The organism is Corynebacterium capitovis DSM 44611, from assembly GCF_030440535.1.
In the GTDB taxonomy this organism is placed as follows: domain Bacteria; phylum Actinomycetota; class Actinomycetes; order Mycobacteriales; family Mycobacteriaceae; genus Corynebacterium; species Corynebacterium capitovis.
The window spans coordinates 1671615-1697208 of record NZ_CP047117.1; the positions used below are offsets into that span (position 1 = coordinate 1671615).

A 25594-nucleotide genomic window follows, 5' to 3' on the forward strand; every position below is an offset into this window, starting at 1 on the left:
ATGGCTATTGAGGTCATCATCGAAATCCCGAAGGGCTCACGTAACAAGTACGAGGTCGACCACGAGACCGGCAAGGTCTTCCTCGACCGCTACCTGTTCACCCCGATGGCCTACCCGGCGGATTACGGCTTCATCGACAACTCCCTCGCGGACGACGGTGACCCCCTCGACGCCCTCGTGATCACCCCCGAGCCCGTCTTCCCCGGCGTGACCGTCATCGCCCGCCCGATCGGCGTGTTCAAGATGACCGACGAGGCCGGCGGCGACGACAAGCTGCTCTGTGTCCTCGACGACGTGCGCTACGACTCCTTCCAGGACATCGATGACGTCGACGACTTCACGAAGGGTGAAATCGAGCACTTCTTCACCCACTACAAGGACCTCGAGCCGAACAAAGAAGTAACCGGCTCGGGCTGGGGCAACCGCGAGGAAGCCGAGCGCATCCTGCAGGAGTCCCTGGATAACTTTGCCAAGAGCGGCGATAACTCCCGCGAGGGCCTCGAGGCGGAGAAGGAAGCCAAGACGGAGAACTAGGGCCCGTTCCGCCCCACCCCGGGCGGGTCAACGTAGCCGGACATCGCCCACTGTGGCGCAGGTTCAGGGTGACCGGGTCGGGGCGGAAGCCGGAGGATGCGCCACCACGGACTCGAACTGCCACCCGATCACGACGTTGCGCACCGACTCGGAAAGCGGGGTAGCCGGCTGAATGCAGCTAACGGTCAGCAGCCTGCCCGGCATCGGACCGCTGCCCCACACGGAGGGGTCGTCCGCCAGCGCCTGCTTCACAGGGTCGTGCAGGTCGGTGGCGCGGTAGAGCAGCCACGCCTTCCCCGAGCTTTGTGTTCTGAGGTAGAGGGCGTCGCCGGTGGAGATGGTGTGGTGGTTGGTGGAGCCGTCGTACAGAAGGTCAAAGACGGCGGACCGGCCGGTCGAAGCGTGGCCGGCGATGACGACGATATCGCTGGAGTCGCTGCCGGGCAGCTGGTAGGGCCGGTCGGGGGCGGTATACGCGCAGGCTTTGTCTAGGGTGGCGGGGTCGAGGGCGCCGTCGCGGACTCGACAGTCCACGGTATCAAACGGCGCGGTCAGCCCGATCGCGGGGATGGACATGTCCACCGGTTGGCTCGGGGCGACCTCCAGCTCGGAGGGCGTAATTTCCCTGGTCAGGGCGGTCTCGCTCGGGCTTTCCTCGCGAGCGCACGCGCGCACGACCGCCGCGACCGCCACGGCAAGGAGAGCAAGCGCCGCTAATCGACGCCACCAGTACACATACCGGGGCCTGCGAGCGCCTTCGCCGCCCAACCTAGATCAGGTGGCGGCGCCCGTAGAAGAAGACCGCCGCGCCCGCGGCGGAGGCGAGCACGAAGGCGACAAGCCCGCGGGCAAGGGAGTTGTCGCCGGTCTGGGCGGCCATCCCGCGCGGCGCCGCAGCAACGGCCACCTCAGTCGTGGGAGCCGGCGCCTCAGTGGTGGGAGCCGGCGCCGCGAACTCCTGCGTGCCGCCGGCCTTGGCCTCGGACAGCGCCTGCTGCGCGAGCTCGGCACTGTGCTGGGCAACGAGCTCCCGGGAGATCTTCACCTCGTCCTCGGTCGGTGTGACGGTGACGCGGGCAACGTCGCTGACATATGTGCCACCGTCGGCGTTGAGGAAGTAGGTCTGCCCGCCAAGGGAGGCGACGCTGGGAAGGGAGAGGTAACCGGCGGCGACGGGGTGTTCGGAGTCGGGGTTGACGTCGGAGGCTCCAAAGGGTTGCTCGATTGGGGCGGACGCCGGCGTGGTGACCTCGGTCGCGGCGTTCTCGGCGTGGGCCGCGGGGGCGCCAGCGAGAACGCCGACGAGCGCGACGGCGAGGATGGGTGCGCGCTTCATGGTCTCATCTCCTCGGGGGTCGTGAAGCTCAAGTCTCAATGGCAACTTTAATGTTGTGGCCCACTGTACCATGGGGAGCATGAAATCTGTACAGGTCACGGAAGTTCCGCGCGACGCGCAACTTATCGACGTCCGCGAGCCGGAGGAATACGCCGAGGTCCACGCCGAGGGTGCGGTGAACATGCCGCTAAGCGAGTTCGTCGAGCGCGCGGGCGAGATCGACCCGGACCGTGACATCTACGTCATCTGCCGTTCCGGCGGACGCTCCGCCCAGGCGTGCGAGTACCTGGAAAAGGCGCGCGGCTGGGACAACGCGATCAACGTCGAGGGCGGGACTCTCGCCTGGGTGGACGCTGATCTACCGCGGCGATAGGTGGGCGCCGGAAAGCATGGTGCCAAATAAATAATGGCGTAGCCCCATGCTTATGATTGGCCCATGACTACTCCCCTCGAGGTTCCTAGCGCGCTGAAGAAATCGCCGTCGTTTCAGATCGAGCGGGTCCGTCGGCACACCCGTGACGAGGTCGAGCGCGCACTCGCCGAGCACAGCTCGACCATGCGTGAGTACTGGATTCTGACCTGCGTTACCGCGCAACCGTGCTCGCAGCGCCAGCTCTCGGAGCTGCTGTCCATCGACGCGAGCGACATGGTGCGCCTGATCGACTCCCTGGAGGTGCACGGCTGGGTGCAGCGCGATCGCGACCCGAACGACCGGCGCCGGCAGATCGTCACTGCGACCAAGAAGGGCAGCAAGGCCCAGGCCGAGCTCGCCGCAGGCGTGACTGCGGCCGAGGAGCGCGCGCTTGACGCGTCGTCGCAGAAGCAGCTCAAGAGCCTGAAGAAGCTGTCCCAGGCCGTCCTGCAGGATTAGCGATGCCGCCCGACAGCCAGCTTCTGCGCGGCCACCTCGCGCCCACGCCGCGCACGCTTATCGACGTCCTCACCACCACAGCACACGCCCACCCCACCGCCGCCGCCATCGACGACGGCACGGTGGTGACCTACTCCGAGCTGCTCGAGCAGGTGCGCGAGACCGCCGAGAGACTGCACTCCGGGGGGATGCGCCGCGGGGACCGGATCGGGGTGCGGATGTCCTCGGGAACCCGCGACCTCTACATCGCCATCCTCGCCACGATGTGGGCCGGATGCGCCTACGTCCCCGTTGACGCGGACGACCCCGACGAGCGCGCCGAGCTCGTGTTCGGGGAGGCCGGCATTGACGGCATCTTCACCGACGACGGGTTCCGCCCGCTGGCACCCCGCCGCGACGGGGAGACCGAGCTGCCGACCCCCGACGACGACTGCTGGATCATTTTCACCTCCGGTTCCACCGGCACCCCGAAGGGGGTGGCGGTGACGCACCGTTCGGCGGCGGCGTTTGTCGACGCTGAAGCACGCCTGTTCTGCCAGGACGACCCCCTCGGCACAGAAGACCGGGTTCTGGCCGGGCTGTCCGTCGCCTTCGACGCCTCGTGCGAGGAGATGTGGCTGGCCTGGGCGCACGGCGCCTGCCTCGTGCCGGCGCCGCGCTCGCTCGTGCGCTCCGGTCAAGACTTAGGCCCCTGGCTGATCCGCCGCGACATCACCGTCGTCTCCACCGTGCCCACGCTCGCCGGGCTCTGGCCCGCCGAAGCCCTCGACAACGTGCGCCTGCTCATCGTCGGCGGCGAGGCATGCTCGCAAGAGCTCGTCGAGCGCCTGGCCACCCCCGACCGCGAAATGTGGAATACCTACGGCCCGACGGAGGCGACCGTCGTCGCCTCGGCCGCGCGCCTGTCGCTGGGCCAGCCCGTCACCATCGGCTGGCCGCTCGACGGGTGGGACCTGGCAGTCGCCGAGGACGGTGAGCTCATCATCGGCGGCGTCGGCCTTGCTCGCTACGTGGACGAGGACAAAGACCGCGAGAAGTACGCGCCGGCCGCGGGGTGGCAGCGCGCCTACCGCACGGGCGACCACGTGCGCCTCACCGATGACGGGCTGGCATTCATCGGCCGCGCCGATGACCAGGTGAAGATCGGCGGCCGCCGCATCGAGCTGGGCGAAGTCGAGGCCAACGTGGCCGCCTTGCCCGGCGTGTACAACTCCGCCGTGGCGGTGCAGACCACCGGCGCCGGGGACAAGGTGCTGGTGGGCTACGTCTCGCTGGACAACCCCGGGGAGTCCTGGGACGTCGCCGCCGCGCGCGAGCGCCTGGCGGAGACGATGCCCGCCGCCCTCGTGCCACGCATCCACGTCATGGAGGAGCTCCCCATCCGCACCTCCGGCAAGGTGGACAAGAAGGCCTTGCCCTGGCCGCTGCCCGCGGCGACGCTGGGGGAGGATTTCGGCCCCACCGAGTCCTGGCTCGCCGCGACCTGGGTCGACGTTCTAGGAGTGCCCGCCGAGTCCCGCGACGCCGACTTTTTCGAGGCCGGGGGCACATCCCTCGCCGCGGCCACCCTAGTGGCGCGCATACGCGAGCGGGTGCCGACGTTCGCCGTACGCGACCTCTACGACCACCCCCGCCTCGGCGCACTCGCGGAGTTCGTGGACACCCTCGTCCAGGCCCCCTCCCCCGCCGCCGCGCGCGCTGTCCGGCCAGTGGGTGCGGGCACCCGCCTGGCGCAGACGCTCATTCAGGTCCCCGCCATGACGCTGCATGCCGCCACCTACGTCACGTGGTGGGCGATCCTGGCCACCGCGCTGGGCCTGCTCCAGCTGGACTGGACGGTCCTGGCCGTACTGTTTGTGGTGTTGTGCACCCCGCTGGGGCGGCTGCACGTCGGTGCGCTTGGGGCGCGGTTGATTCGCGGGCGCATCCGCCCGGGTAACTACCCCCGAGGCGGCGTCACCCACCTGCGGCTGTGGGCCGCGGAGCGCTGGGTGCACGCGTCCGGCGCGCTGAACATCTCCGGTTCGACATGGGTGGCGTACTTCGCGCGCCTACTCGGGGCGAAGGTGGGCCGCGGCGTGGACATGCATACGCTGCCTCCGACGACCGGCCTGCTCACCTTGGGCAAAGGCGTGGCCATCGAACCGGAAGTAGACCTGTCCGGGTATTGGATCGACGGTGACGTGCTGCGCGTCGGCTCCATCGCGATCGGCCCGGAAGCCCGCGTGGGTGCGCGTTCCACGCTCCTGCCCGGCACGGACATCCACGCTCACGCCCACATTGAGGCCGGCTCGACGGTCACCGGTGACAAGCCCGTGAAGAAGGGGGCGCGTTGGGCTGGTTCGCCCGCGCGCAAGGTGGGCCGCTCCAAGCACCGTTTCCCGGAGCAGCGACCGAAGCCGCGCCGCCTCTGGGTGGGGATGTACGGCCTCACCTCGCTCGCGCTGGCGGTCATGCCGGTGGCTGCGGCGACGGTGGGCGTCGCCATCGTCCTCGGCCTGATCCGGTTGACCAGGGGTCACCCGGCCATCGGCGCGCTACTCTTCGCGCCGCTTGGCGGCTTGGTCTACCTCGGTGCGCTGATCGTGTTTACCTGGTGCGGTGTGCGCGTGCTCTCGCGCGGAATCCACCCGGGGGTCGCCCCCGTGCGCTCCGCGCAGGGGTGGAGGTTGTGGACGGTCACGCGGTTGCTTGACGACGCCCGCACGCGCCTCTTCCCCCTCTACGCCGGCGCCCTGACCCCGACGTGGCTGCGCTCGCTCGGCGCGACGGTGGGCCGCGACGTGGAAATATCCACCGCAGTGCTGGTGCCACGGCTCACCACCGTGAAGGATGGCGCCTTCCTTGCCGACGACACACTGGTGGGCACCTACGAACTGGGCCACGGCTGGATGCGTACCGGTGAGACGACGGTGGGTAAGCGCTCTTTCGTCGGCAATTCGGGGATTGCCGGGCCCGGGCGCAAGCTGGCGAAGAATTCGCTGGTCGCGGTGCTGTCCTCGGCCCCGAGGAAGTCCAAGGCGGGGTCGAACTGGTGGGGCTCCCCGCCGGAGCGGATGCGGCGCGTCGAGGTCGAGGCACCTGGTGGTGAGGCGCTGACGTACGCGCCGTCGGCAAGCGTCAAGCGCAAGCGCGGCGTCATCGAGACCATGCGCCTCCTCGCCCCGATGGGCAACGCGATGCTGGCCGCAGCGTTCCTCGTAGGCGTGCACTATGCGCTACTTAACCTGGGGTTCTGGGCCTACGCGCTCGGCGGGCTGCTCTTTATGGCCTGCGGGGCGGGTGCCGTGGCGATGGCGTGCGTAGCCAAGTGGGTGTGCGTGGGCCGGCACGTGCCGGGCGAGCACCCTCTCTTCAGCTGGTTTGTCTGGCTTAACGAGCTACAAGATCAGTTTGTAGAGCTCGTCGCCGCGCCGTGGTTCTTTTCCCACGCCTACGGCACGGGTGAAATGAACATGGCGTTGCGCGCGCTGGGCGTGAAGGTGGGCCGCGGGGCGTGGGTGGACTCCTACTGGTTCCCGGAAACCGATTTGTGCACAGTGGGCGAAGGAGCGAACGTCGGACCAGGCACGGTGGTGCAAACACACCTGTTCCAGGACCGGGTTATGAGCCTCGATGCGGTCACCATCGGGTCCGGGGCGACGCTTGCGGCGCATTCAGTGGCACTGCCAGCCTCGACAGTCGGTGCGGGTGCGACGGTGAGACCCGGCTCTTTACTGATGCGCGGCGACCAAGTGCCGGGGGGCACTTTGTGGCAAGGCAATCCGATCGAACCCGTGTGACCGGCCGCTCACGTGACTAAACGGTCTGACTCTGCCCGTTGCCTCCGCAGATCACGCCCCCGCGGCACTGCTGCCGCCGGGGTTGGAGCGCGTGGCCATCGTCACCGGCTTCCAGCCTGAGGGACTTCGGGGCGATCAGAATGGCTCCTTCTCGCCCCCGCCTGCCCGGCCTCAGAACACGAGCAGATCCAAGAACTTCCGCGCGCGCTCGCTGGCGGGGCGCTCGAAGAAGGCATCGGGGGCGCCGGTCTCGACGATTTCGCCGGCGTCCATGAACACGACGCGGTCCGCTACAGCGCGGGCGAAGGACATTTCATGGGTCACGACAAGCATCGTCATGCCATCGCGGGCGAGCCCGGCGACCACGTCGAGGACCTCGCGCACGATCTCGGGGTCCAGGGACGCTGTGATTTCGTCGAGAAGCAATGCCTTAGGCCGCATCATGAGCGCGCGCACGATGGCTACGCGCTGTTTCTGCCCGCCAGAGAGTTCGTGGGGCTTGGCTTCGCTTTTCGACGCCAACCCGACGCGCTCGAGAAGAGCCAGCGCCCGCGAGCGAGCCTCGTCGAGGTTTGCGTGCTGCACGACTTTGGGTCCGAGCAGCAGGTTGTCCATGACGTTGAGGTGCGGGAAGAGCTCGTAAGACTGGAAGACCATGCCCACGGTCGTGCGCACGTCTTTGCCCTTCGCCTTGCCCACGACGTGGCCATCAACGTTGATCGTGCCGCCCTGGATCGGCTCCAGGCCGTTGATCGTTTGCAGGAGCGTGGACTTGCCGCAGCCTGATGGGCCGATGATCGCGATGACTTCGCCGGGGGCGACGTTGAGGTCGATGTCCCGGAGGGCGTGATAGTCGCCGTAGTACTTGTTCACGCCATGAAGTGAGATGAGCGGTTGCGTCATGCGGGGTTCCACCTTTGTTCGAGTTTGCGCGAGGCCCAGGAGATCGGGAAACAGACGAGGAAGTACAGCAGGAAGACAACGGCGTAGATCCACAGGGCGGCGTTGGGGTAGGTGAAGCGGTTGGCGTCGATGATCTGCTGGGCGACTTTGAGCACCTCAACTACGCCGATCAGGGCAACGAGCGAGGTAGTCATGATCATGCGGTTGGTCAGGTTGATGGTCAGGGGCACGAGCCCGCGCACCGCCTGCGGAAGGATGACGTAACGGTACAGGTCGCGGCCCTCAAGACCGAGGGCCGCGGCACTGCGGTACTGGTGGCGCGGAATAGCGTCGATCGAGGCGCGCACGAGGTCACCCATCTCCGCGGTGCCCCAGATCGTGAACACAATGACCGCGGCGAGCTTCGCATTGAGGTTGATGCCAAACCCGCGCGTGAGGTCAAAGTACACGAGAAAGAGCAGCACCAATTGCGGCATGATGCGCACAAACTGCAGGTAGAGCTGAGTGAAAAAACGCACAATTTTACTTCTCGACGCCATGACCAGGCCGAGCCCCGTTCCCAACACGACCGACAAACCCATCGAGGCCAGCGCAATTTGCACGGACACCCACAGGCCAGCGAGGAGGCGGGGGAAGTTGTTGCCGTCAAGAAGAATGCTGAGGTCCGAAGACACGGGCGCGCACCTTCCTCTCCGCGTATCCGGCAATAAGTGACAGGGGCAGGAGGATGACCAGGTAGAACACGACAAGCAGGAGCAAGGCCTCCTGGGTCTGGTACGCCTGGCCGATCTGCTCCTTCGCAGTAAACACCAGTTCCGGCACCGCGACGACCCCGACCACGGATGTTTCCTTGACCAGAAAGATCATGTTCGCGGCGACCGCCGGCAGGGCGATCGCGGTCGCCTGCGGAACGATCACGTGCCGCATCGCTTGTAGGCGCGTCAACCCCAGGCTTAGCGAGGAGCGCAGCTGGATACCTGCGACCGCTTCCAACCCGGTCCGGATCGCCTCCGCCATGTACCCGCCCCCCAGAAATGCCAAGCCGATGACCGCGCAGGTCTCAGAACTGAGCACAACACCCAGCTTGGGCAGACCGAAGTAGAGAAAGAACAGCTGCACCAGGAGCGGGGTGTTGCGGGATAGCTCAATGTAGGCCTGCACGATCTGGCGCAGCACCGGAATGTGGAAGTACTTGATTACGGCGCCCACCAGCCCGATAGCAATCGCGGCGGCAATGCCGAAAGCGGCAATCCTCAGCGTGATAAGTGCCGCTTTGGCATAGACCGGGATGTTTTCGACGACAATCGAAGCATCCATGGCCTAGAGCTGGCCGCCCTCCACCACCAGCTCGTCGGCGGGAACCTGGTCGCCGTAGACCGGCTTCAGGGTCTTCTCGTAGTCGTTGTGGAAGAAGTTCTCCTTGCCCAGGGAGACCAGTTCCTCGTTGAGCCAATCCAGAAGCGTTGTGTTGCCCTTCTTCACGGCGGCAGCAATCGTATCGACGTCACCGAGCGAGGTGATCGTCGCGTGGTAGCCCGGCGAGTTCGCCGCCCACGCCAGGGCCTCGGTGTTGTCTGTGACCCAGGCGTCGCCTCGGCCGTCGAGAAGTGCGTTGGTCGCTTCCGTGTACTGCTCGTACTTCTGCAGTGTGACCTCGGGGTGGTTCTTTTCCAGGTAGGACTCGGCGGTCGTACCCTTCACCACGATGACGTTCTTGCCGGACAGGCCTGCGACATCCGTGATTGGCGCGGCGTCAGGCGTGACAACACCCAGCGAGACCTTCATGTACGGGTTAGCGAAGTCCACTTTCTGCTTGCGCTCATCCGTCACCGTGAAGTTGGCCAAAATCGCGTCCACCTTGCCCGTGTCCACGAACTCGACTCGCGACGCAGCCTCAACCGGCACCCACTCCACCTTCACACCAAGGTCCTGCGCGAGACGCTTGCCGTACTCGATGTCGTATCCCGCGTACTCACCGTTCGCGTCGATGTAACCAAACGGCGCCTTATCTGAAAACACGCCTAGCCGGATCGTGCCGTCCTCTTTGATCTGATCCAGGGTGCGGGTCGAGTTCTGCCCGCTATCCGACGTCGACGAACACGCCGCCAGGAATACAGTGAGCAACGCCAGGACCGCCGCAATTACCGCGCTGGTACGCAATTTTAGTGCCACACGCTTCTCTTTCTCTTGGACCGAATTGTTTAGCAGGAGCATACCAAGCGGTCTGTTAGATGCGCAATCGGGTTTTGGTCGTATGTGTTGTCGGAAGGAGAGGCAAAGTAGAGCAACGCACAAATCCAACCCCCGGGGGCACGACAAAACCCGCGTTACTCTACTTCTTTCCCGGAACTGGAGCCCGCAGATTTAAATCGCCGCCGTAACGCCCGCACCAGGATCACCAGCAAAACCCCGAGCACCAGCACGCACACCGCAATCATCCACCAGGACCAGCCCCACCCGGAAACCTCAGGTTCGGGCGCGTCGGGGTCGAGCGGCACGCGCTGCGCGTGGACGAGCAACCGGTCGGTGTTGATGCCGTACGGGGTGCAGGTGATGAGGGTGATTTTGTCCTTGCCGGGTTCGTAGGTGACGCGGTCGTACGCCTCCGGTTTGACCACCTCACGCCCGGTCATCTGGTAGCGCAGGCGCTCGCCCATCACGTCGATGTAGATGTCATCGCCTTCACGCAGCATGGGGAGCTGGTCGAACATCGCGGCGTTGACCATGCCGGTGTGGGCGGAGATGACGGAGTTGGTGCCGTCGCCGCCGACGGGCAGGGTTGAGCCGTACATGTGGCCGGCGCCTTCGTACAGGACTTTCGGCAGGGTGGTGTGGTAGATGGGCAGGTCGACGTCGATGGCGGGGATGCGGATGCGCGCCATGATCTGGAAGCTTTCGGGCAGCGTCAGCTGTGTCATGTAGTAGTCGTAGCCGTCGTCGCCTTCCACCGGCGGGCGCGCGTGCGTACCCGCCGCCAAGAGCCAGTCGTTGTAGTCGTGCGCATTGCGCAGTTGCTCGGCTTTGGCTTCATCGCTTAACGACGCCACCGCGCCCGCATACTCCTCATTCTGACGGATGAGCTTGTAGTGGTTCGACAGCGTCGAGGCAACCGGGTAGAGCATTAACGCCGCCCCCAGCAACAATACGATCAGCGAGAGCGTGTTGCCGCGCCGCGGCTTCTTCGGCGCTGAGGACGAGCCAGAGTCTTTCAGTGTGACTGTCACAGTGAGCTAGCTTCTTCCTTACGGTCGCGCCGGCGTAAAACCAGCCCCAACGCGATAAGCAAAACCGCTATTGCGGTGATCCCGATTACGCCCGCACCTGTCGACGCCAGCCCGGCGCGCTGCCCGGATTTCTGCCCTCCCTGGCCGCTGCCGGGTTGACCCGATCCGTCCGGGGCCTCCGCACCCGAAGAACCTGACCTACCGGCGCTGCCGGGTACCCCGGAGCCTCCTGGCGCACCCGTGGACCCGCCCGAACCACCGGGCCCGCCGTTACCTCCATCACCGCTACCTCCGTCATCGGCGGTAAAACACGCTTTCCGGCTGACCACGTTGACGTGGCTGGTGCTTGAAACGTCGACCGGGGTGCGCAACGCATCCATGCCGTCGGTGCGCAGCCGCGCGGTAGACTCCAGCGTGCCCAGAACCTCTCCCCTGCTCACCGTTCCCCAGGGCCCGGCTGCGTTGGCCTCAGCCGGGATACGGACCTCGAGGCGAGTACTGGGGTCGGTCAGGCGCGCCTTCGTCAGTGCCTCGCGCCCGGCCGGGGTGAGTGTGAAAGTGGCGCGTTCGTTGCCGACGACATCGACAGTGTAATCGGTCTCCTGGTTCAACTCGGCTGTCTCCCCCGCACGAATAAGTGTGAGCATGGGTCGAGTGAGCTTGACCACCGTGGTGGTTTCTCGGGTGCCGGGGAGGAGTGCCTGCCACCACGGGGCGCGCACCGCAACGGTGTGCGTGTCCCCGGCTGTCTCGAAACTGGGCGCCTCCGCGCCGGCATCCTGCGCCGCACGGACCACGACGGGATCGCTATGCCACTGCACCGTGTGCCCGCGCGAAAACTCGATGAACACTTCAAAGGTGGAAATGGTTCCGTCGGTGCTCGGATTCGGGGCGTTGAATGCGTAAGTGTATTCCAAGTAGGTGCCCGGCGCGGCCGCATCGAACCAGCTCGGCGAGTTGCATGCAGTCTGCGAATTGACTGCCACACCGAGAACCTGTGCCTTTGGCGCGACGGTGCGCGAAAGAGACCCGGAGACCACGACGACGACTGCAGGCGAGTAGGAAACCCTGGCGTCGCGGGTTTCCGGGTTGTCGGTAGCTTCGACAAGGTAGACGCCTTGGGCGATCCCGGTGAACTGCGCCTTGCCGCCCGAAGTTGCCGCCCGGGCAATTTCGGGAAACTCCGTTCCGCCGCGCACGAGCGCGGGGATGTCGAGCTGCCCGAGCTGCTCCTGGCCTGCTGCGGTAGTGGGATCGATGCCCTCGATGTGGCGCAGGACCACCTCACGGTCACCGATCTCCGCGAACCAGTCCGCCCCAACAGATTCCACGAGGTCGACTGCGATCGTGCCGGCCGCCTGCGCGTACGCCGTAGGCGCTGCGGCGGGCACCGCGGCCGGTGCGGCGAGCGCAAGCAACGCGACCGCCGCGGCCGCACCGCGTCGTCTTCCACGTGGGATCATTGGGGCGTCCTTTCCGCGAACTGGTGTCTTTTAGGCGTTCTTGCGACGCAGCTGGTAGGCGGCGCCACCACCGAAGAGCACCAGGCCGATGGCGAGCATGGCCAGCATCGTGGTAGTACCCGTTGCAGGCAGCCTGCCGAAGATGTTGTCCTTGACGTCGTTCACCGTCGCGGTGTAGATCGGGCGGGCGGTGCTTGTGCCTCCGGGGGTCAGGGCCAGCGGGGTCGGATCCGGGTTGAGGAGGTACCCGGCCGGGGCCTTGGTCTCCACCGCACAGTACTCCTGACCGCGGGTGAACTGCATGCCGAAGCCGGCAGCAGTGGAAACACTATTCGCCGCCACGGCCGTGATCGGGCCCGTTACCTTCTCCGTGCCGGCCTGGTTGGTTCCCACCAGCGGGGTGGAGTTCTCTTTGATGGTGTAGCGGTTATTGCTGGCTTTGGTGCAGCCGACGATGTTGAACTGTGCGCCGGCGGCAGCTGCACTGTCAACACTATCCAAGGTCTTGCGCACCTCGACGTCCACGTACTGGGTTGAAGTGGATGTGTTGTCACCGCCCTGCTGGCTCGAGTCCTCCGGCGTCGTCTTCACCGGATCCGTCGCGTTCGGAATGTAGACGTTGGCCTGGTTGTTCAGCTGCCCGTTGGCGGGGAGGCGCAGGACCTTCGCGTCGAAGACAACCTGGGCCGTCAGGCCGGGATTGTCCGCGCGCAGGCTGGCAAGTTTGGCGCGGCCCTGCCCGGTGAACTCGATGGCGAGCTTGTTATCTTGGCCAGACGTGACGGTGTAGTCACCGGCGGCGAGGGTCGCTTCGGCGCCATTGGTAACACCCGTGAGCGTGACCTGGGCGGAATCGGCCACGTACTGCAGCTCGGAAACCAACGGATCCTCAATGCGGAACTGTGAGATCGTCCGCGTACCGTCCCTTAGGGCGTCGCCGGCCGGCACGGGGGCCTTGATGGTGTAGGTGATGTTGTCGCCAACGCCGACGTTAGTGTCCACGGCGGACTTCGTGGGCTTGAGTTCCTGGTTCTTTGGGGAGATCGTCGGGTTGTAGTTGACTGTGCCGTCTTCCTCGATCAGCGGGACGGTAACAAAGAACGGCGCGGCGACGGTGTAGGAGCCGTTTTGCACCTCTGTGATGCGGTAAAGACCGACCGGGATCGAGGCCGAGACGATTCCATCGTTGTCGGTGGTGACAGTCTGCTCCTCCTCTACCGTAGCCGTAGCCCGACCGGCGATAATGCTCTGTGCCTCGGTCCACCCCTCAGCAGTGTTCAGCGGGCTGGCGAGCTTGATCATCTCGACCTTGAACTCAAAGCCACTCGGCGCGTTCTGCGTGGAGCCGACCTCACCGATACGCTTTTCGATGGTCAGGGTGGCCTTGGCGTTCAGGTCAATGCCAGATGTCGGTGCCGGTCTCGTTGTTGTGGTGGTCTCCTGGGCCACGGCCGGCATGAGAGCGAGCGGGGAGGCCGCCGCGATGGTCGCCGTGGCGACGAGCGCCAGGGTCTTGTGCGAAATGCGAGACATGGTGATTTCTTCCTTCCGAAGAATTCAAGTGGGATTCAAATTGTGTGGTCGGGGCTCACCGCACCCCATTCCACTGGGTTAAGCGAGCGTGGTGGACTTGTGTTCACAGGTCTGTCGGAGACCGCCGTTGTTGCGTTACGACGCTCCGAACAGCCTGCGGAGGTAACGGCGGCGTTTAGCGCATTTCATGGCGACCTCCTTCCGCTGCGTGCTCAGGATCAACCTCGTCGTCTCGCCTCAGGTATCGCCACGCGCCGTAGCCGAAGATGAGTAGGCCCAGCAGGAGGAGCAGAACCAGGGTCTGCTGGCCGGTATCCGGCAGCAGAGCCCCGATGATGCCGGTCAGGCGTAGGGCGCCGTATTTGGCGTCAGCCTCTACCCCGCCCTGTACGCTGGCTCCATTGGCCGTGGCCGTGGCTTCGACCGTGCCCGAGTAGGAGAACGTCTTGTCCTTCGGCTCGTTGGAAATATCAACGCGGACCGTGCACGAAACACTTTCCGACGGCTTCAGCGACGCTCCGACGACAGAGCACGCGCTGGATGGGATCAGGCCGTCCGGCCCGATCACAACGCCGCTGTCTGCGACCAACGCGATTCGTTCCGCGTTGCCACCAACCAACGCCTGGGGGGTCGCTCCGCTCGGCGCTGCACTGACCGTGCGACCGATGAGGGATTCCTCTTTCAGAGCGATGTTCGAGACGTCAAACGCACCGTTATTGGTTACCGTGTAGGTGATGTCCATGTAGGCGGCGTTGTCGGGAAGAATGGCGCGGTCGATAACCGCCCCGGTCACGGCGCTAACGGGCGTGCCGGCGATCTTCTTTTCCACCTTCATACCGGGGAACCGGTTCAGTGCCGTCAGCGACCACTTGTCACCGCTGCGGGACGTGTCGTCCTTGGTCGTCGGGAGCACCGTGAACGACACGGAATTATCGCCGTCGTTGGCGGCGTTGACCTTGGCATCGATGAACGCGCCGGTATCAGTCACGCTCATAACGGGGTTGACCTTGTCGTTGCCGTCATCGGTTTCTGTGACCGCGCACGAGGAGCCGACGGGTACGCCCTGGATCTTGTGGGTCTTGCCCGCGGTGAGGGTGAATTCGTCGTTTTTGGATCCACAGTTGGCGTCGAAAGTAAAGGTCTTTCCTTCGCCTGCTTCGCCCTCGGACTTCTTTGTGAAGGCAACATCATAGGTCGCGCGCGGGTGGAAGAACGATGCGCCGATGACCAGCGTATCCGCTGTGGAGGGGGCGTCCGGAGCGACCTTGAAGTCGTAGGTGTACGTCTTGTCAGCCACGCTGGAGGGAGGGGTATCCGAAAGCGTGGATGTGCCACCGTAGTAATTATTATTCTCCCAGCGTGCGAAGCGCATAAATGGCCGGCGGTTTCCGGCGGTCACCTCGACCTCGCCGCGGGCGGCGAGCGCGGGACTGTCGCCGTAGGAAATGGTGCAATCCGTGCCGACGGGCAGGTTGACAATGCCGTCGCTACTCGGAGCACCGTTGCTCGTGGGCAGAGAGCCCGTGGTTACCTCGCTGCGGGGGAAGGTCTTCTCAATCGTTCCTGCCCCACCCGTCTTGCACGTAATTTTGGCGGTGTACCCGGCGGCCGAGGCACCATTGAGGTAACCGTCCTCGCGAAGCACCAAGCGCACGGGGGTCGTCCGGCGCGTCACAGTGTTGGTGAAAGAGAACACTTGTGGGTCAGTCGTACCCGGATCGGGGGCGCGGACCTCCGCAACCGAGGGGTTGCCCGTTATTTGCAACTCTTGCGGGCTGCTTGTAGGCAGAAGCTCCTGCATGCGGCACAGCGAACCCGCGGGCACTGGCACGTTTTTCGATGTGTAGGTCCACGTTGAATTATCGTCGCTGGACGAGGACGCGAAGTCACTCTTGCCGAGGGCAGAGGGAATGGTGTACCTGCCGTCGCTCAGCGAGCTCGTTTGGTACCCAATCGCCTTGCACTGCACCGCGAAGTTGAAGCGAGTGTCCTCGCCGATCAACTTTAGATCCTCGGTGCGTCCGGTTGTTGTTTTTTGCAGGGCTACGGGTGCCATCTCGTATCCGTAGTGGTTCGTCAACACGACGTGGTTGGCCGCAGCGTCGTCCACCGTCAAGACAGCCGGGGAGGTCGTCTTCTCTCCCTTCAGAGCCTGGTCAAACACGCTGTTTCCACCTGTGCGGTCAACCACCCAGTCCACGCTCTGCGGACGCAGGAAGGCGTTGAGGGTGTCACCCGTTCCGTCTTCCGTCATGGTCAGCTTGAGCGAGCCGAAGTGGTCACCGGTGATTGTGCAGTCGGCCCCCACCGGGACCCGCGGGAAATTTACACTTTCCTCGCCCTTGATCTGCATCGTCGTCGTGGACAGGACGGCGGTATCGCCTGTCTCGGGGTCGCGGCAGTCCAGGGTGAAGTTGTGCTTGTAGAGCGCGTCCTGCAGGTTTTGTTTGCTGGCTGCGTACTGCTCGCGCACGTTGCCGGGCATGACAGCGACCTTCTGCACGGTCATCGACGTTATGCGACGGGTGAAGGTGTTGACCAGCTCAACCGCATCCTCGCCTTCGCGAGCCACAAAGGTAGCTGCTGAGTTACCGGTAGCTTGCTCCTTATCATTGACCAAGATGCTCTTCGTCAAGGTGATACCGACGGCAGTTGTCGTGTCGTCCTCGCTGACAGAACAGGTGGATCCCTCAGGTACGTTGTCCTGGGTAATTACCTCGCCGCGCTTAATGGTTCCTTTGAGAGAGACGCCCGGGGAGCCGTCGGGAAGAATACACGACAACGTGGCCGGGTATTCGCGGTCACGCTGGACCTGCTTACGCTGTTCCGAGATCAGGTCCTCGGTGGCGTCGAAGACCACGTTTTTTGTGACCTTGATCGTGGAGTTCAGGTAGTTGTAGGTCGCGGTTAGGCTCAGCGTTGAGTGGTCGCCGATGGTAAAAACCCCGCCGAGAGGTACCGCCGTCGTGCCGTTCGTGCCATCAGAGTAGGTGACGGTCATCGCGCGAGAAATCTTGAACGGATCACCGTTCGAGTTCGTGCGGGTACTGGTTTCGGTGGAGGTCTCAACGATCGTGCACTGGCTACCCTTGGGCAGAGTTGTGGCAGGGACGTTGAATTCCTTGTCATTAGTCGGCGTCACCGTCTCTGCCACGATCGCACCCGTTGGGGTTGTACACGACAGGGAATAGCTCAACTCGTCTGACGGCATGAGGTACGTCTCACCGCCCATGTGCTGGGTGACGGTCAGGCCGTCGCCGACTGGCGTGAACGTATTGGTCACCGTCGCCGAGTTCGTCGCGCTCGACACCACCACCGACGCACTTTGGACGTTGCTGGACCAGCGCACACCACCCGGCAGTGTCGGCTGGTCTTCCTCGAACTTGCAGGTGTTGCCGTAGGGCACACCCATCGCCCCGCCCTGGTCGTTGACCGCAGCGTTCGTCGAGGTCAGCGTGGTCGAGCCTCCCCCTGTGACGGTGAAGGTTCCTTGCAGCGAGATAGCACTGTTGCCCACATTCCGGGTACCGCAGTTGTAGCGCATCGTGAACGTCGACGGCAGCGTACCCACGACACCGCCACTGTTCACGATCTTCTGCACCGAGACGGTACCCAGGCGGTAGTCGAAGGTGTTCGTTAGAAGCGCCGAGTTCCTATCGCTTCCCGACGTCGCACGGACAGTGAGCAGCTTTGTCGTCTGCCCATGAGAGTTTTGCACCACCGTGGCGCTATCCGCGTTATCCGACGCCTGGAACCGAGCGCCCACAAATCGGGTGTTCGTGGTATCCGCCGGGGTGTCCTCCCACATGTAGCAAGCGGACCCGACGGGGATGTCCTTGATCGTGGCCGCAGTAGCCGTGGTGACGGTCACCGCCCCGGTGAGGGCCCTGTTGGCGGGCGTGGTGCACTTGTAATTGACGTTAAACGTCAGGCCGGCCAGATCCGCGCTGTTCGCGGCGGTGCCGTCGTAAGCCTTGGTCAGAGTGATGTCACGCAGGTTGTACGAGTAGCTTGTGCGGAAGTGCAGCTCACCTGTCGCTCCCTGCCTCGCGGGCAGTGTGAAGTGGTAGGCGTTAGCGTCCGGCTGCACGGTCACGCCGCCGAACGTGACCACGCGGCCGTCGAAACGCACCTGTTCTTTCTGCTGCTCGGTCAGGTCAGTTAGGGGGCGCACGGCACAGTCTTGGCCGACGGGCACATTATCGACGCGCACGCTTCCACCGACAGACGTTCCCGTGCGTGTCAGCGTGAGCGACACCTCCTGCCTGCCGAGGTTAGTGGCTGAGCAGATGAGCTCGAACTTGTAGGGGGAAAGGTTGAAACCGTCGTCGACAGGCGCGCCTACGGTTTCCTTACTTATAGTCAGCGAGCCCGTGGCATAGTCGTAGCGGTTATACGCGTTGACCTTGTTAGTCGTGCCTACCCTGACCGTGTAGGAATTATTGCCTTGATTCGGATTGGACGGCGCCGAAGTCGGGGTGGACGAGGGGTTCCATTGGAGGTCAAGGTTGCTTCCCGGAGGCGGAGCGTTCGACGCGGTCGTTTCCGTGACGGTGCACTGTGCACCGAGGGGCAGGGTGTTAACAGTGCTGCTCTGGCCACGCTGAAGGGTGACAGTCTTGGTCAACGCAACCGTGGGATACGCAGTGCTGAATCGCGTATCGGACACCGTGATGTCCGTACACGAATACTGCAGATCGAAGGAGCGCAGCTGGAGGGCGGAGAAGTTCTGGGCGCTGCCGTCAACCGTTTTGTTCAGCTGCAGCTGGGCAGGCGAAAAGCGGCTTTTCCATTCCACGGAACAACTGGGCGAGCGTCCACTCGGGTCGGTGACAACGACTTCGCTCCAACCTTCGGATTTGTTGTTATTGACCTTCACGGGGAGTTCAGAAGGCTCTGATCCGCTGGTAAAGGTGTGGGATGTACCGGATCCACCACCGTCGGTGAGCGTACAGGTCCACATGGGGATGTAGCGGTCGAGGGCCAGTGCCTTCTGATCACCCGCGGCGGCAGAACGGTAGACGACGGAATCGGTATACGCGCCGGGCGAGCCCGCACGAATAACCCCTGCCGTGTTCCCCTCGGTGACAGGAATCGGCGTGTCCACGGTGCCCTGGCGCAGGTAGACGGACATGCCCGCTGGGTCGAACGTAGTCTTCTGGCGGGTCGCGGCGTTTTCCAGGTCTTGGTTGTCCACCTTGACGGGCTGCTGTGGCAACGCAACGCGGGACATGTTGATGCCCATGACGAACGCTTGGACAGAGCTTGAGTACCCGCCTAAGCCCACGCGGACTTGCGTCGGGTTGCGCGTCTCATAAACCCACGTGCCGGGGCGCTCCGGTGGGTCGTGGATCGCACCAGGAATGCGGCAGGCGAAGCTCTTCGGCCCCGCTACCGCATCCGGCCATTCGATCGGTTTAACCACATTACCGGGGCCAAAGACTGTGTCATTTTTGTAGTTTCCGGTACATGCGTCCTGGTAACCGCTCGGGGTGATGCGCGAATAAGGCCCGTTGCTACCATCGGAAAGGATAGAAAGCAGTTCTCCAACGGACCCGTTTTGCGCCGTCGCCTCACCGTCCGCAAAGACCATTCCGAAGTCCTGTTCCTGGCCTTTTTTGGTCAGGCTGATATCCTCCGCGAGCAGCTCGAGATATCTCGTCCGGTTCGGGTTTGCCGTCGATTTCACGATGATCGGGGTTTTAGCGTCCCCAGAGTTGCGTGAAAACACGCGTTGACTGGTTGCGGCATCTCCGAAAGCGGAGTCCGTTGTCACGCGGTCGGACTGGGTAATGAACGTGCCTTTGTCTCCACCGTAGTTGACCACGGACAACTTCATCTTCAGCGTGTACGGGCCAATCGTCTTGGTCACCACTGAACCACTGGTCAGCTCGGCCTGGGTAAAGCTAAGCCAACATGTATTTCCCGCGTAGGGCTTGGCCAGATCGCCGCTGCGGTAGGAGCAGTCCGTCATGTTCCAGGAGCTGGCGGAGGGGACCGTTGCCTGGGCCTGGCTGGCGGGAGGATTGGAAGGAACCGCAACGAGCGCGAGGGCGACAAGAAACGACAAGAGAAACGCTACTTGCCGACACCCCCAGGCGCGGGAACGATATGACGCAGGAGCGAACATGGGCATGAGACCTTCCGTGACGTAGATGTCCGAGGCCACCACACTTCGACACCCTGCCTGGCCTTTAACACTTGGACAACAGCCCAACTAGGCCATTACGCTGCCAGGAATCTGCAGGATTGTCAACAGAAGACTATGCGTCCTCTAGGTTTTCGCCTGGAACCTAAACCAATCTTAGTTGACACGTCCCAGATAAAGAAAATGGCCTGTTCACGATCTCGCTCAGGTGGGATTTTGCTAGCAGATGTCGCCCCCCTGGAATAGAATTTACCGCCCCACAAACCGCGGCGCCCGCTTCTCCCGCCTGGCCCGCGCCCCCTCCACAATGTCCTCGGACGCATACGCGGCAGCTCGGAAGGAGTCACGCTCCTCCACGCTGAACAGGTCCGGAGCGAACTCGGCTTTCACATTGCGCAGCGTCAGCGGAGCCTTGGCGGCGCACCGGGACGCCAAAGCCAGGGCGTCAGAGAACTCACCGGGCACGCACATGCCGCAGGCCACGGAGTCTTCGCTGGCCAAGGACGTCCCGGCCAGGAGCATGGATCTCGCTCTCCCGCCCCCGACAAGAGTAGCGAGGAGCTGAACAATCTCGCCCTCCACACCAATGGCCATGTCCCCCACCGGCAAGCCAAACACGGCAGGCTCGGCAGCCACGCGGATGTCGCAGACCATCGCCAGCATCATGCCCGCACCGATCGCCGGGCCGTTCACATACGCGATGACGGGCACGGGCACGCGACGGACCAGGTTCAGAAGGTCGGTCAGCACCTCGAAGAAGTCGCCGCCCTGTTTGTCCTCGTCGAGGTCCGCACCTGAGCAGAAGGCGGTTCCGGTGCCGGTGAGAACGATGGCGCGGGAGGTTTCGGAGGCGGTTGTAATGGCGTCGATAAGCGAGCGCGTCAAGGACGTGGAAAGCGCGTTGCGCTTTTCGTGCCGGTCGAGGGTGATCAGGGTGACCTCGCCGCGCGTTTCGGTCTTAATCACCGATCTGGTCGCGTCCACGCTTGACAATCTGCGGGTCCGGCTCGCCGACGACCTCGTGGTCCTTGTTCGTGTACTCGAACTTGCTCAGGATGTAGCGCATCGCGTTGACGCGGGCGCGCTTCTTGTCGTTGGACTTGATGGTGATCCAGGGGGACTCGTCAGTATCCGTGTAGCGGAACTGCTCCTCCTTGGCGCGCGTGTAGTCGTCCCACTTGTCCAGGCTGGCCAGGTCCATCGGCGAGAGCTTCCACTGCCGCACCGGGTCGACCTGGCGGATGGCAAAGCGGGTGCGCTGCTCTTTTTGGGTGACGGAGAACCAGAACTTCGTCAGCGAGATGCCGGAGCCGAGGATCATGTTCTCCAGCATGGGCACCTCGCGGAGGAACTCGGCGTGCTGCGACTCGGTGCAAAAGCCCATGACGCGCTCGACGCCGGAGCGGTTGTACCAGGAGCGGTCAAAGAACACGATCTCCCCAGCCGCAGGGAAGTGCTCGATGTAGCGCTGGAAGTACCAGGACGTGCTTTCTCTTGGCGACGGCTTCTCCAGCGCCACCGTACGAGCCCCACGCGGATTGAGATGCTCGTTGAAACGCTTGATGCTGCCGCCCTTGCCCGCGGCGTCGCGCCCCTCAAAGAGAATGATGTGGCGCTGGCCGGTTTCTTTGGTCCAGTTCTGCCACTTCAGCAACTCGATCTGCAGCGCGCGCTTGACCTTTTCATACTCGTCGCGGCTCATGCGTTCGTCGTAGGGGTAGTTCTCGCGCCACGTCTCAATGGGCGTGCCGTCGGCCTGGAGGAGGACCGGGTCGTCCTCGTCAGAATCGTCGACCCAGTAGCCCTCGATCTGGGCGAGGTCGAGCATCGGCATGTCGTCAGCGTTCTGGTCAGCCATACGCGCAACTCTACCGCCCACCTACCCCGTGCGCTGGGCGGACGCAGCCTCAGCTGCGCAGAATAACCTCCGCGATATGCGCGTGCCCCGCGGCGTTGGCGTGGAACGGCAGGTTGTTGCCCGGCCCCGTCGTGTCGATCACGCCGGCGAACTGCCGCTGCCCGTCGGGTGCGCACATCCCATTTGCCACCGTGGACGGCTTCATGTCCACAAACTCCACGCCGGTGCGCTGCGCTAGCTGCTTCTGCATGTCCTGAGCGATGTTCTCCGCCGCGCGCACCTGCGGAATCGACACCGCGGGCGAGGCTACAAACTGGCTGGGGATGACGTGGATCGGGCACACGTCATCGCCGTCCGCGATCGTGGGATACCCGATAATCTGCACCCGCGCGTTGGGGGCAGCAGCCTTAATCTTCTCGACCGATACCGCCGCCGCCTGCACAAACGCCTCCACGTTCCACGCTGCCGGGTTGTATCTCGCGTCGTAGGCATCGTTCGCGCCGATGGTCACCAGCACGCGGCGGGTGTTTGCGCTCAGCGCGCCGTCCGCGATCGCGGTATCCGCCGTCTCCGCCAAGTCCTCGTTCTCCGGCTTCGTGGCGGCCATGCCGGTGCACGAGTAATCGAGTTCCACCAGCCCCAAGCCCGCGGCAACCTGTTTGCCGTACGTGTTCGGGCCCGTCGGGCAGCCGATTGGCGACGCCTCACTCGCCGCCGTAGGAATCCTCCGCGCGTAGGGCAGCCAATCGGTCACGACGGGATCGGACGCGATGGAGTCTCCAATGTTGACGAGCGTGCCCGGCTCCTCCGCCTGCGCGGCGGGAGGTGCGGGGGCGAGGATAACCAGTGCCGCAGCAGCCGCGGCGACGACGCGAGAAGAGGTGATGTTCATTTTTGTGAGCCTACATAATTTCTACAAGAAATGCGGCACACCTCCGCCCCAGAAAGGGATGGAGTCGGACCGGCGTGCTTAGACGAACAGCCCGAGCAAGGTGGAAACGCCGCCGGCGATGTCCAAGAAGGGCTCGAGAGCGGTCGTGACCCCGCCGAAAAGCTTTAGAAGGATGCTGGGGGCGGAGGACAGTGTGGAGGACATGGTCGTTTCCTTTCGGCTCTCAACGGACGGTGCCGGCGGCACCCTGACAAACCGTTTTCGTGAGCCTACTGACAACCGACCCATAAAAAAACTCCGCCCCCCGGGGGGCGGGGGCGGAGAAGCTCGGGGGCTTTTTAGGGGGTCTTACTTCAGCAGGCCCAGGAGCTTAGAAACGCCCTTGGCAATGTTGAGGAAGGGGTCCGCGAAACCGAAGATGGTTTGATCATGCGGGGTGTTGCCCAGCATGCCGAGGACCTCGGAAATATTCATGAAGCCGGACGAGGCCGTGTTGACCACGGAGGATGCGTTGACAGTCTGGACGAGTGCGGCGAGGGTATCCATAGCTGATCTCCTAGATTGGGGTGGGGTTTACTTCGTCACCGAGCTGAGGCTGCTCAGGTTCTGGCTGGAGGTGTTGATGAGCTTGACTCCGGTGTCATCGATCTTGGAGCTCAGCCCCACGAAATCACGGAAGTAGCCGGGGTAGATCAGTTCGTTGAGGCCCTTGAGGATGTTCCCCCAGCCTTCCCAGGTGTTGACGAAGTTGTCCAGGTGCAACTTGATGGTTGCGATGTCCATGTTCAATCCCTTTACGGAGTAGGTGCCAGTCTGACTGGCCTCTGTGACTTGACTTGACACCCGCTGGGGCGTCGCAAGACACATTGTGCCACACGCATACGATGCGTCAACCGTTCCGGAGTCACTTCCCACGCCGGCTGCAGGGTGGTGGAATGCTGGCAAGTCAACATTTGGTGAACATGAGTATTGGCTTAATCGTAACGACCTGCCCCATCTCCCGGGGTGAGGTGAACGAAAGTTTAATTTGACCCCATCGCCCGAAACACGAATCTCGGCCAGCGCGCTAGTAGGTAAACCGCGCTTTCTTGTGAGGAGCCAAAAAAGCACCCCTTTCCGGGGGTGAACCGGCTCGGCGCTCGCACTTTTGGAGCTCAAACTATCATGGTGCGGAGCAACCCACGCTTCCCGCAATGAAGGAGTACTCATGAACACCGACACCGAGTGGTTCGAAGTTCCCAGCGACACGGTCCCCGCCGCTCCGCGCGGGGCGGCGACCTATCGGGTGCGGTACGTAGCCCCCGGTGCACGAGGTGACGTCCCGATGACGGGCCTGGTCACCGTGCCCGACACCCCCCGCAGCGACGGCGCCATCCTCAGCTGGGCCCACGGCACGACGGGCCTATCCACCGGCAGCGCCCCCTCCCTGCACACCGCAGGCGACCCGATCGAGCGCTACATCCCCCACTGGACCGCGTACCTACAACGCTGGCTGGATGACGGATTCATCATCACCCAGCCCGACTACGAGGGCCTGGGTGTCGATGGGGTGCCCGCGACGTATATGCACCGGGGTTCGCTCGCCTCCTCCATCACCCGTCTTGTCGAGGAAACAACGGCCCAGTTCTCCACCGACGGCACCTGGGTGAACACCGGCTTCAGCCAGGGTGGCTACGCCTCCCTCGCAGCGTCCGACTCCCCCGCCGAGGGCCTCGCCGCCACCATCTCCATCGCGCCCGGTGACACGGAGCTGGTGAACAAGAACTTGCGCCGCATGGGGATACGCCCGGTGGACGTCGCAAAGATGCTCAAAGGCCGCGCCGTGCGCTTCTTCCCTCTCGTCATCGCAGGCGCGCAGAACGCGTTTGAGGACGTGGACGCGAGCGAGTTCCTCAGCGAGCGCGGAGCCGAGCTCGTGCGCAAGGCCGAGGAGCTGACCCTGCCAGAGCTCGGGGACGAAGTACACGACACCTCCGGCGGCGAACTGTTCTTATCCCAGGCGAGCACGAAGCACATGCAAGACCAGCTCGATGAACAACGCCTCGAACTCATGACACCGCAGGGCCCCGTCTACATCGTGGCCGGCACGGAGGACACCACCGTCAACCGCGAATCCATCAAGTCGAACGTGAAGACGTGGGCCTCGCGGGGTGTGTCGGTGCAATACGCCGAGGTCGCGGATTCAAACCACAACACGTCAGTGGCGAACAGCTACGAGATGCAGCGGGACTGGCTGAAGGCATATGTGGGGTAAACCTGGGCTGGAAAGGAACCAGCCCACCCTCGGGCAAGCCGAGGGCGGGCTGGTCGATTGCAGCTACTCTAGCCGCGTCACACCCGGGGTGTTGTCTACTTCACGTCACCATGCGCCTGCTCGTATTGAGCTAGGGCGATGCCAACGGTCATGAAAGTCGGTGCCCACTGGCCCACGAAGATGCCCCAGCGATCGGACTGGGACCGGGAGTTGTCCGACTTAAACTGGGACAGTGCCCACGAGGAGAAAGACAAAGCGATAGACGCGAAACCGGCGGTGTAGGCGTGCTCGGAACGCAGGCCCATGTCGTGGAGTGATTTCAAGATCATTGCGGGGTCCTTTCGGGACTGTGACAAGGGGGGACAAAGGGGGATGCAGTAGGGGGCAGCCGAAAATGACCGGCACCGCAAGCCTACTGGGGTTTCTCTTCGCGCGCTTTTCAAAGTGCGGGCCGCAGCAGAAGAAGCAGAACGAGCACGAATCGCCTCTACGCAACAGAGCACCGTTGAGCCGCAAGAAGTGCAGCAAGATACCCGACCCGCAGCCCTAGTACCGGCACCCGCTCCGGCAACGGCCCCGCAGCGCGCGCAAACAACCTCGGCGTCCTACGCCAACTGCACCGCTGTATGGAATGCGATCGAAGGTCCGATTTACGCAGGTCAAGATGGTTATGGGAGCCACCTAGACAAAGATGGCGACGGCGTCGGGTGCGAAAAGGACCCGCGCTAGACCCCACACGTGCAGAACCAAAAGGGCGCGCACCCTTGTGGGTGCGCGCCCTCGTCGCTAAGCGAGA

Annotated in this window: 23 protein-coding genes; 6 read left to right on the top strand and 17 right to left on the bottom strand. The window is 63.8% G+C overall.

What is annotated here, in order from left to right; genetic code table 11:
• Positions 1–534, top strand: coding sequence for an inorganic diphosphatase (locus CAPI_RS08205; RefSeq protein ID WP_018018164.1), 534 nt, complete (start codon positions 1–3; stop codon positions 532–534).
• A 63-nt stretch (positions 535–597) separates the two neighbouring features.
• On the opposite strand, the gene CAPI_RS08210 is transcribed toward CAPI_RS08205, so the two are convergent.
• Both CAPI_RS08210 and CAPI_RS08215 read right to left on the bottom strand, forming a co-directional pair.
• Positions 598–1227, bottom strand: coding sequence for a sortase family protein (locus tag CAPI_RS08210; protein ID WP_018018165.1), 630 nt, complete (start codon positions 1225–1227; stop codon positions 598–600).
• 76 nt (positions 1228–1303) lie between these two features.
• Positions 1304–1870, bottom strand: coding sequence for a hypothetical protein (locus CAPI_RS08215; protein WP_018018166.1), 567 nt, complete (start codon positions 1868–1870; stop codon positions 1304–1306).
• Positions 1871–1949: 79 nt separating this feature from the next.
• On the opposite strand from CAPI_RS08215, the gene CAPI_RS08220 reads away from it, so the two are divergent.
• The 3 genes from CAPI_RS08220 to CAPI_RS08230 all read left to right on the top strand — a co-directional run bounded on the left by CAPI_RS08220 (position 1950) and on the right by CAPI_RS08230 (position 6523).
• Complete coding sequence (locus tag CAPI_RS08220; RefSeq protein WP_018018167.1) at positions 1950–2243, top strand: rhodanese-like domain-containing protein; 294 nt, start codon at positions 1950–1952, stop codon at positions 2241–2243.
• Between the two features lie 63 nt (positions 2244–2306).
• On the top strand, positions 2307–2741 hold the full coding sequence (locus CAPI_RS08225; protein ID WP_018018168.1) for a MarR family winged helix-turn-helix transcriptional regulator: 435 nt from the start codon (positions 2307–2309) through the stop codon (positions 2739–2741).
• Between the two features lie 2 nt (positions 2742–2743).
• Positions 2744–6523, top strand: coding sequence for a Pls/PosA family non-ribosomal peptide synthetase (locus tag CAPI_RS08230; protein ID WP_018018169.1), 3780 nt, complete (start codon positions 2744–2746; stop codon positions 6521–6523).
• 171 nt (positions 6524–6694) lie between these two features.
• On the opposite strand, the gene CAPI_RS08235 is transcribed toward CAPI_RS08230, so the two are convergent.
• The 14 genes from CAPI_RS08235 to CAPI_RS08300 form a co-directional block, all read right to left on the bottom strand.
• Positions 6695–7426: an amino acid ABC transporter ATP-binding protein gene (locus tag CAPI_RS08235; protein ID WP_018018170.1), complete on the bottom strand. Its 732-nt coding sequence runs from the start codon at positions 7424–7426 to the stop codon at positions 6695–6697.
• A complete protein-coding gene (locus CAPI_RS08240) occupies positions 7423–8100 on the bottom strand; it encodes an amino acid ABC transporter permease (protein ID WP_018018171.1) in 678 nt (225 codons plus the stop codon). The genes CAPI_RS08235 and CAPI_RS08240 overlap by 4 nt, the downstream gene beginning before the upstream one ends.
• Positions 8072–8743 (bottom strand): amino acid ABC transporter permease, encoded by a 672-nt coding sequence (locus CAPI_RS08245; protein WP_018018172.1) that lies wholly within the window; start codon positions 8741–8743, stop codon positions 8072–8074. The genes CAPI_RS08240 and CAPI_RS08245 overlap by 29 nt, the downstream gene beginning before the upstream one ends.
• A gap of 3 nt (positions 8744–8746) precedes the next feature.
• Positions 8747–9598 (bottom strand): cysteine ABC transporter substrate-binding protein, encoded by an 852-nt coding sequence (locus CAPI_RS08250; protein ID WP_018018173.1) that lies wholly within the window; start codon positions 9596–9598, stop codon positions 8747–8749.
• A gap of 155 nt (positions 9599–9753) precedes the next feature.
• Entirely contained in the window at positions 9754–10650 is an 897-nt protein-coding gene (locus CAPI_RS08255) for a class C sortase (protein ID WP_018018174.1), read from the bottom strand.
• Positions 10647–12113, bottom strand: coding sequence for a hypothetical protein (locus tag CAPI_RS08260; RefSeq protein WP_018018175.1), 1467 nt, complete (start codon positions 12111–12113; stop codon positions 10647–10649). The genes CAPI_RS08255 and CAPI_RS08260 overlap by 4 nt, the downstream gene beginning before the upstream one ends.
• A 30-nt stretch (positions 12114–12143) precedes the next feature.
• Positions 12144–13646, bottom strand: a complete 1503-nt coding sequence (locus CAPI_RS08265) for a SpaH/EbpB family LPXTG-anchored major pilin (protein ID WP_018018176.1) — start codon at positions 13644–13646, stop codon at positions 12144–12146.
• Positions 13647–13821: 175 nt separating this feature from the next.
• Positions 13822–19716, bottom strand: coding sequence for a DUF5979 domain-containing protein (locus CAPI_RS08270; RefSeq protein ID WP_156806950.1), 5895 nt, complete (start codon positions 19714–19716; stop codon positions 13822–13824).
• Positions 19717–20043: 327 nt separating this feature from the next.
• Positions 20044–20778 carry an enoyl-CoA hydratase-related protein gene (locus CAPI_RS08275; RefSeq protein WP_018018178.1) on the bottom strand — a complete coding sequence of 245 codons (735 nt, stop codon included), beginning with the start codon at positions 20776–20778 and terminating at the stop codon, positions 20044–20046.
• Positions 20753–21652 (bottom strand): polyphosphate kinase 2, encoded by a 900-nt coding sequence (gene ppk2, locus CAPI_RS08280; protein ID WP_018018179.1) that lies wholly within the window; start codon positions 21650–21652, stop codon positions 20753–20755. Before ppk2 ends, CAPI_RS08275 begins: the two co-directional genes overlap by 26 nt.
• Positions 21653–21701: 49 nt before the next feature.
• Positions 21702–22544, bottom strand: a complete 843-nt coding sequence (locus CAPI_RS08285) for a GDSL-type esterase/lipase family protein (protein ID WP_018018180.1) — start codon at positions 22542–22544, stop codon at positions 21702–21704.
• 78 nt (positions 22545–22622) lie between these two features.
• Positions 22623–22748, bottom strand: a complete 126-nt coding sequence (locus tag CAPI_RS08290; RefSeq protein ID WP_018018181.1) for a hypothetical protein — start codon at positions 22746–22748, stop codon at positions 22623–22625.
• Between the two features lie 144 nt (positions 22749–22892).
• Positions 22893–23090, bottom strand: a complete 198-nt coding sequence (locus CAPI_RS08295; protein WP_018018182.1) for a hypothetical protein — start codon at positions 23088–23090, stop codon at positions 22893–22895.
• 27 nt (positions 23091–23117) lie between these two features.
• Positions 23118–23327, bottom strand: a complete 210-nt coding sequence (locus tag CAPI_RS08300) for a hypothetical protein (protein ID WP_018018183.1) — start codon at positions 23325–23327, stop codon at positions 23118–23120.
• 424 nt (positions 23328–23751) lie between these two features.
• On the opposite strand from CAPI_RS08300, the gene CAPI_RS08305 reads away from it, so the two are divergent.
• Positions 23752–24798 (top strand): lipase family protein, encoded by a 1047-nt coding sequence (locus CAPI_RS08305; protein ID WP_018018184.1) that lies wholly within the window; start codon positions 23752–23754, stop codon positions 24796–24798.
• A 95-nt stretch (positions 24799–24893) separates the two neighbouring features.
• Here CAPI_RS08305 and CAPI_RS08310 read toward each other — a convergent pair whose 3' ends face one another.
• Entirely contained in the window at positions 24894–25127 is a 234-nt protein-coding gene (locus tag CAPI_RS08310; RefSeq protein WP_018018185.1) for a hypothetical protein, read from the bottom strand.
• A gap of 190 nt (positions 25128–25317) precedes the next feature.
• On the opposite strand from CAPI_RS08310, the gene CAPI_RS08315 reads away from it, so the two are divergent.
• Entirely contained in the window at positions 25318–25527 is a 210-nt protein-coding gene (locus CAPI_RS08315; protein WP_245531661.1) for an excalibur calcium-binding domain-containing protein, read from the top strand.
• Positions 25528–25594: the final 67 nt, after the last annotated feature.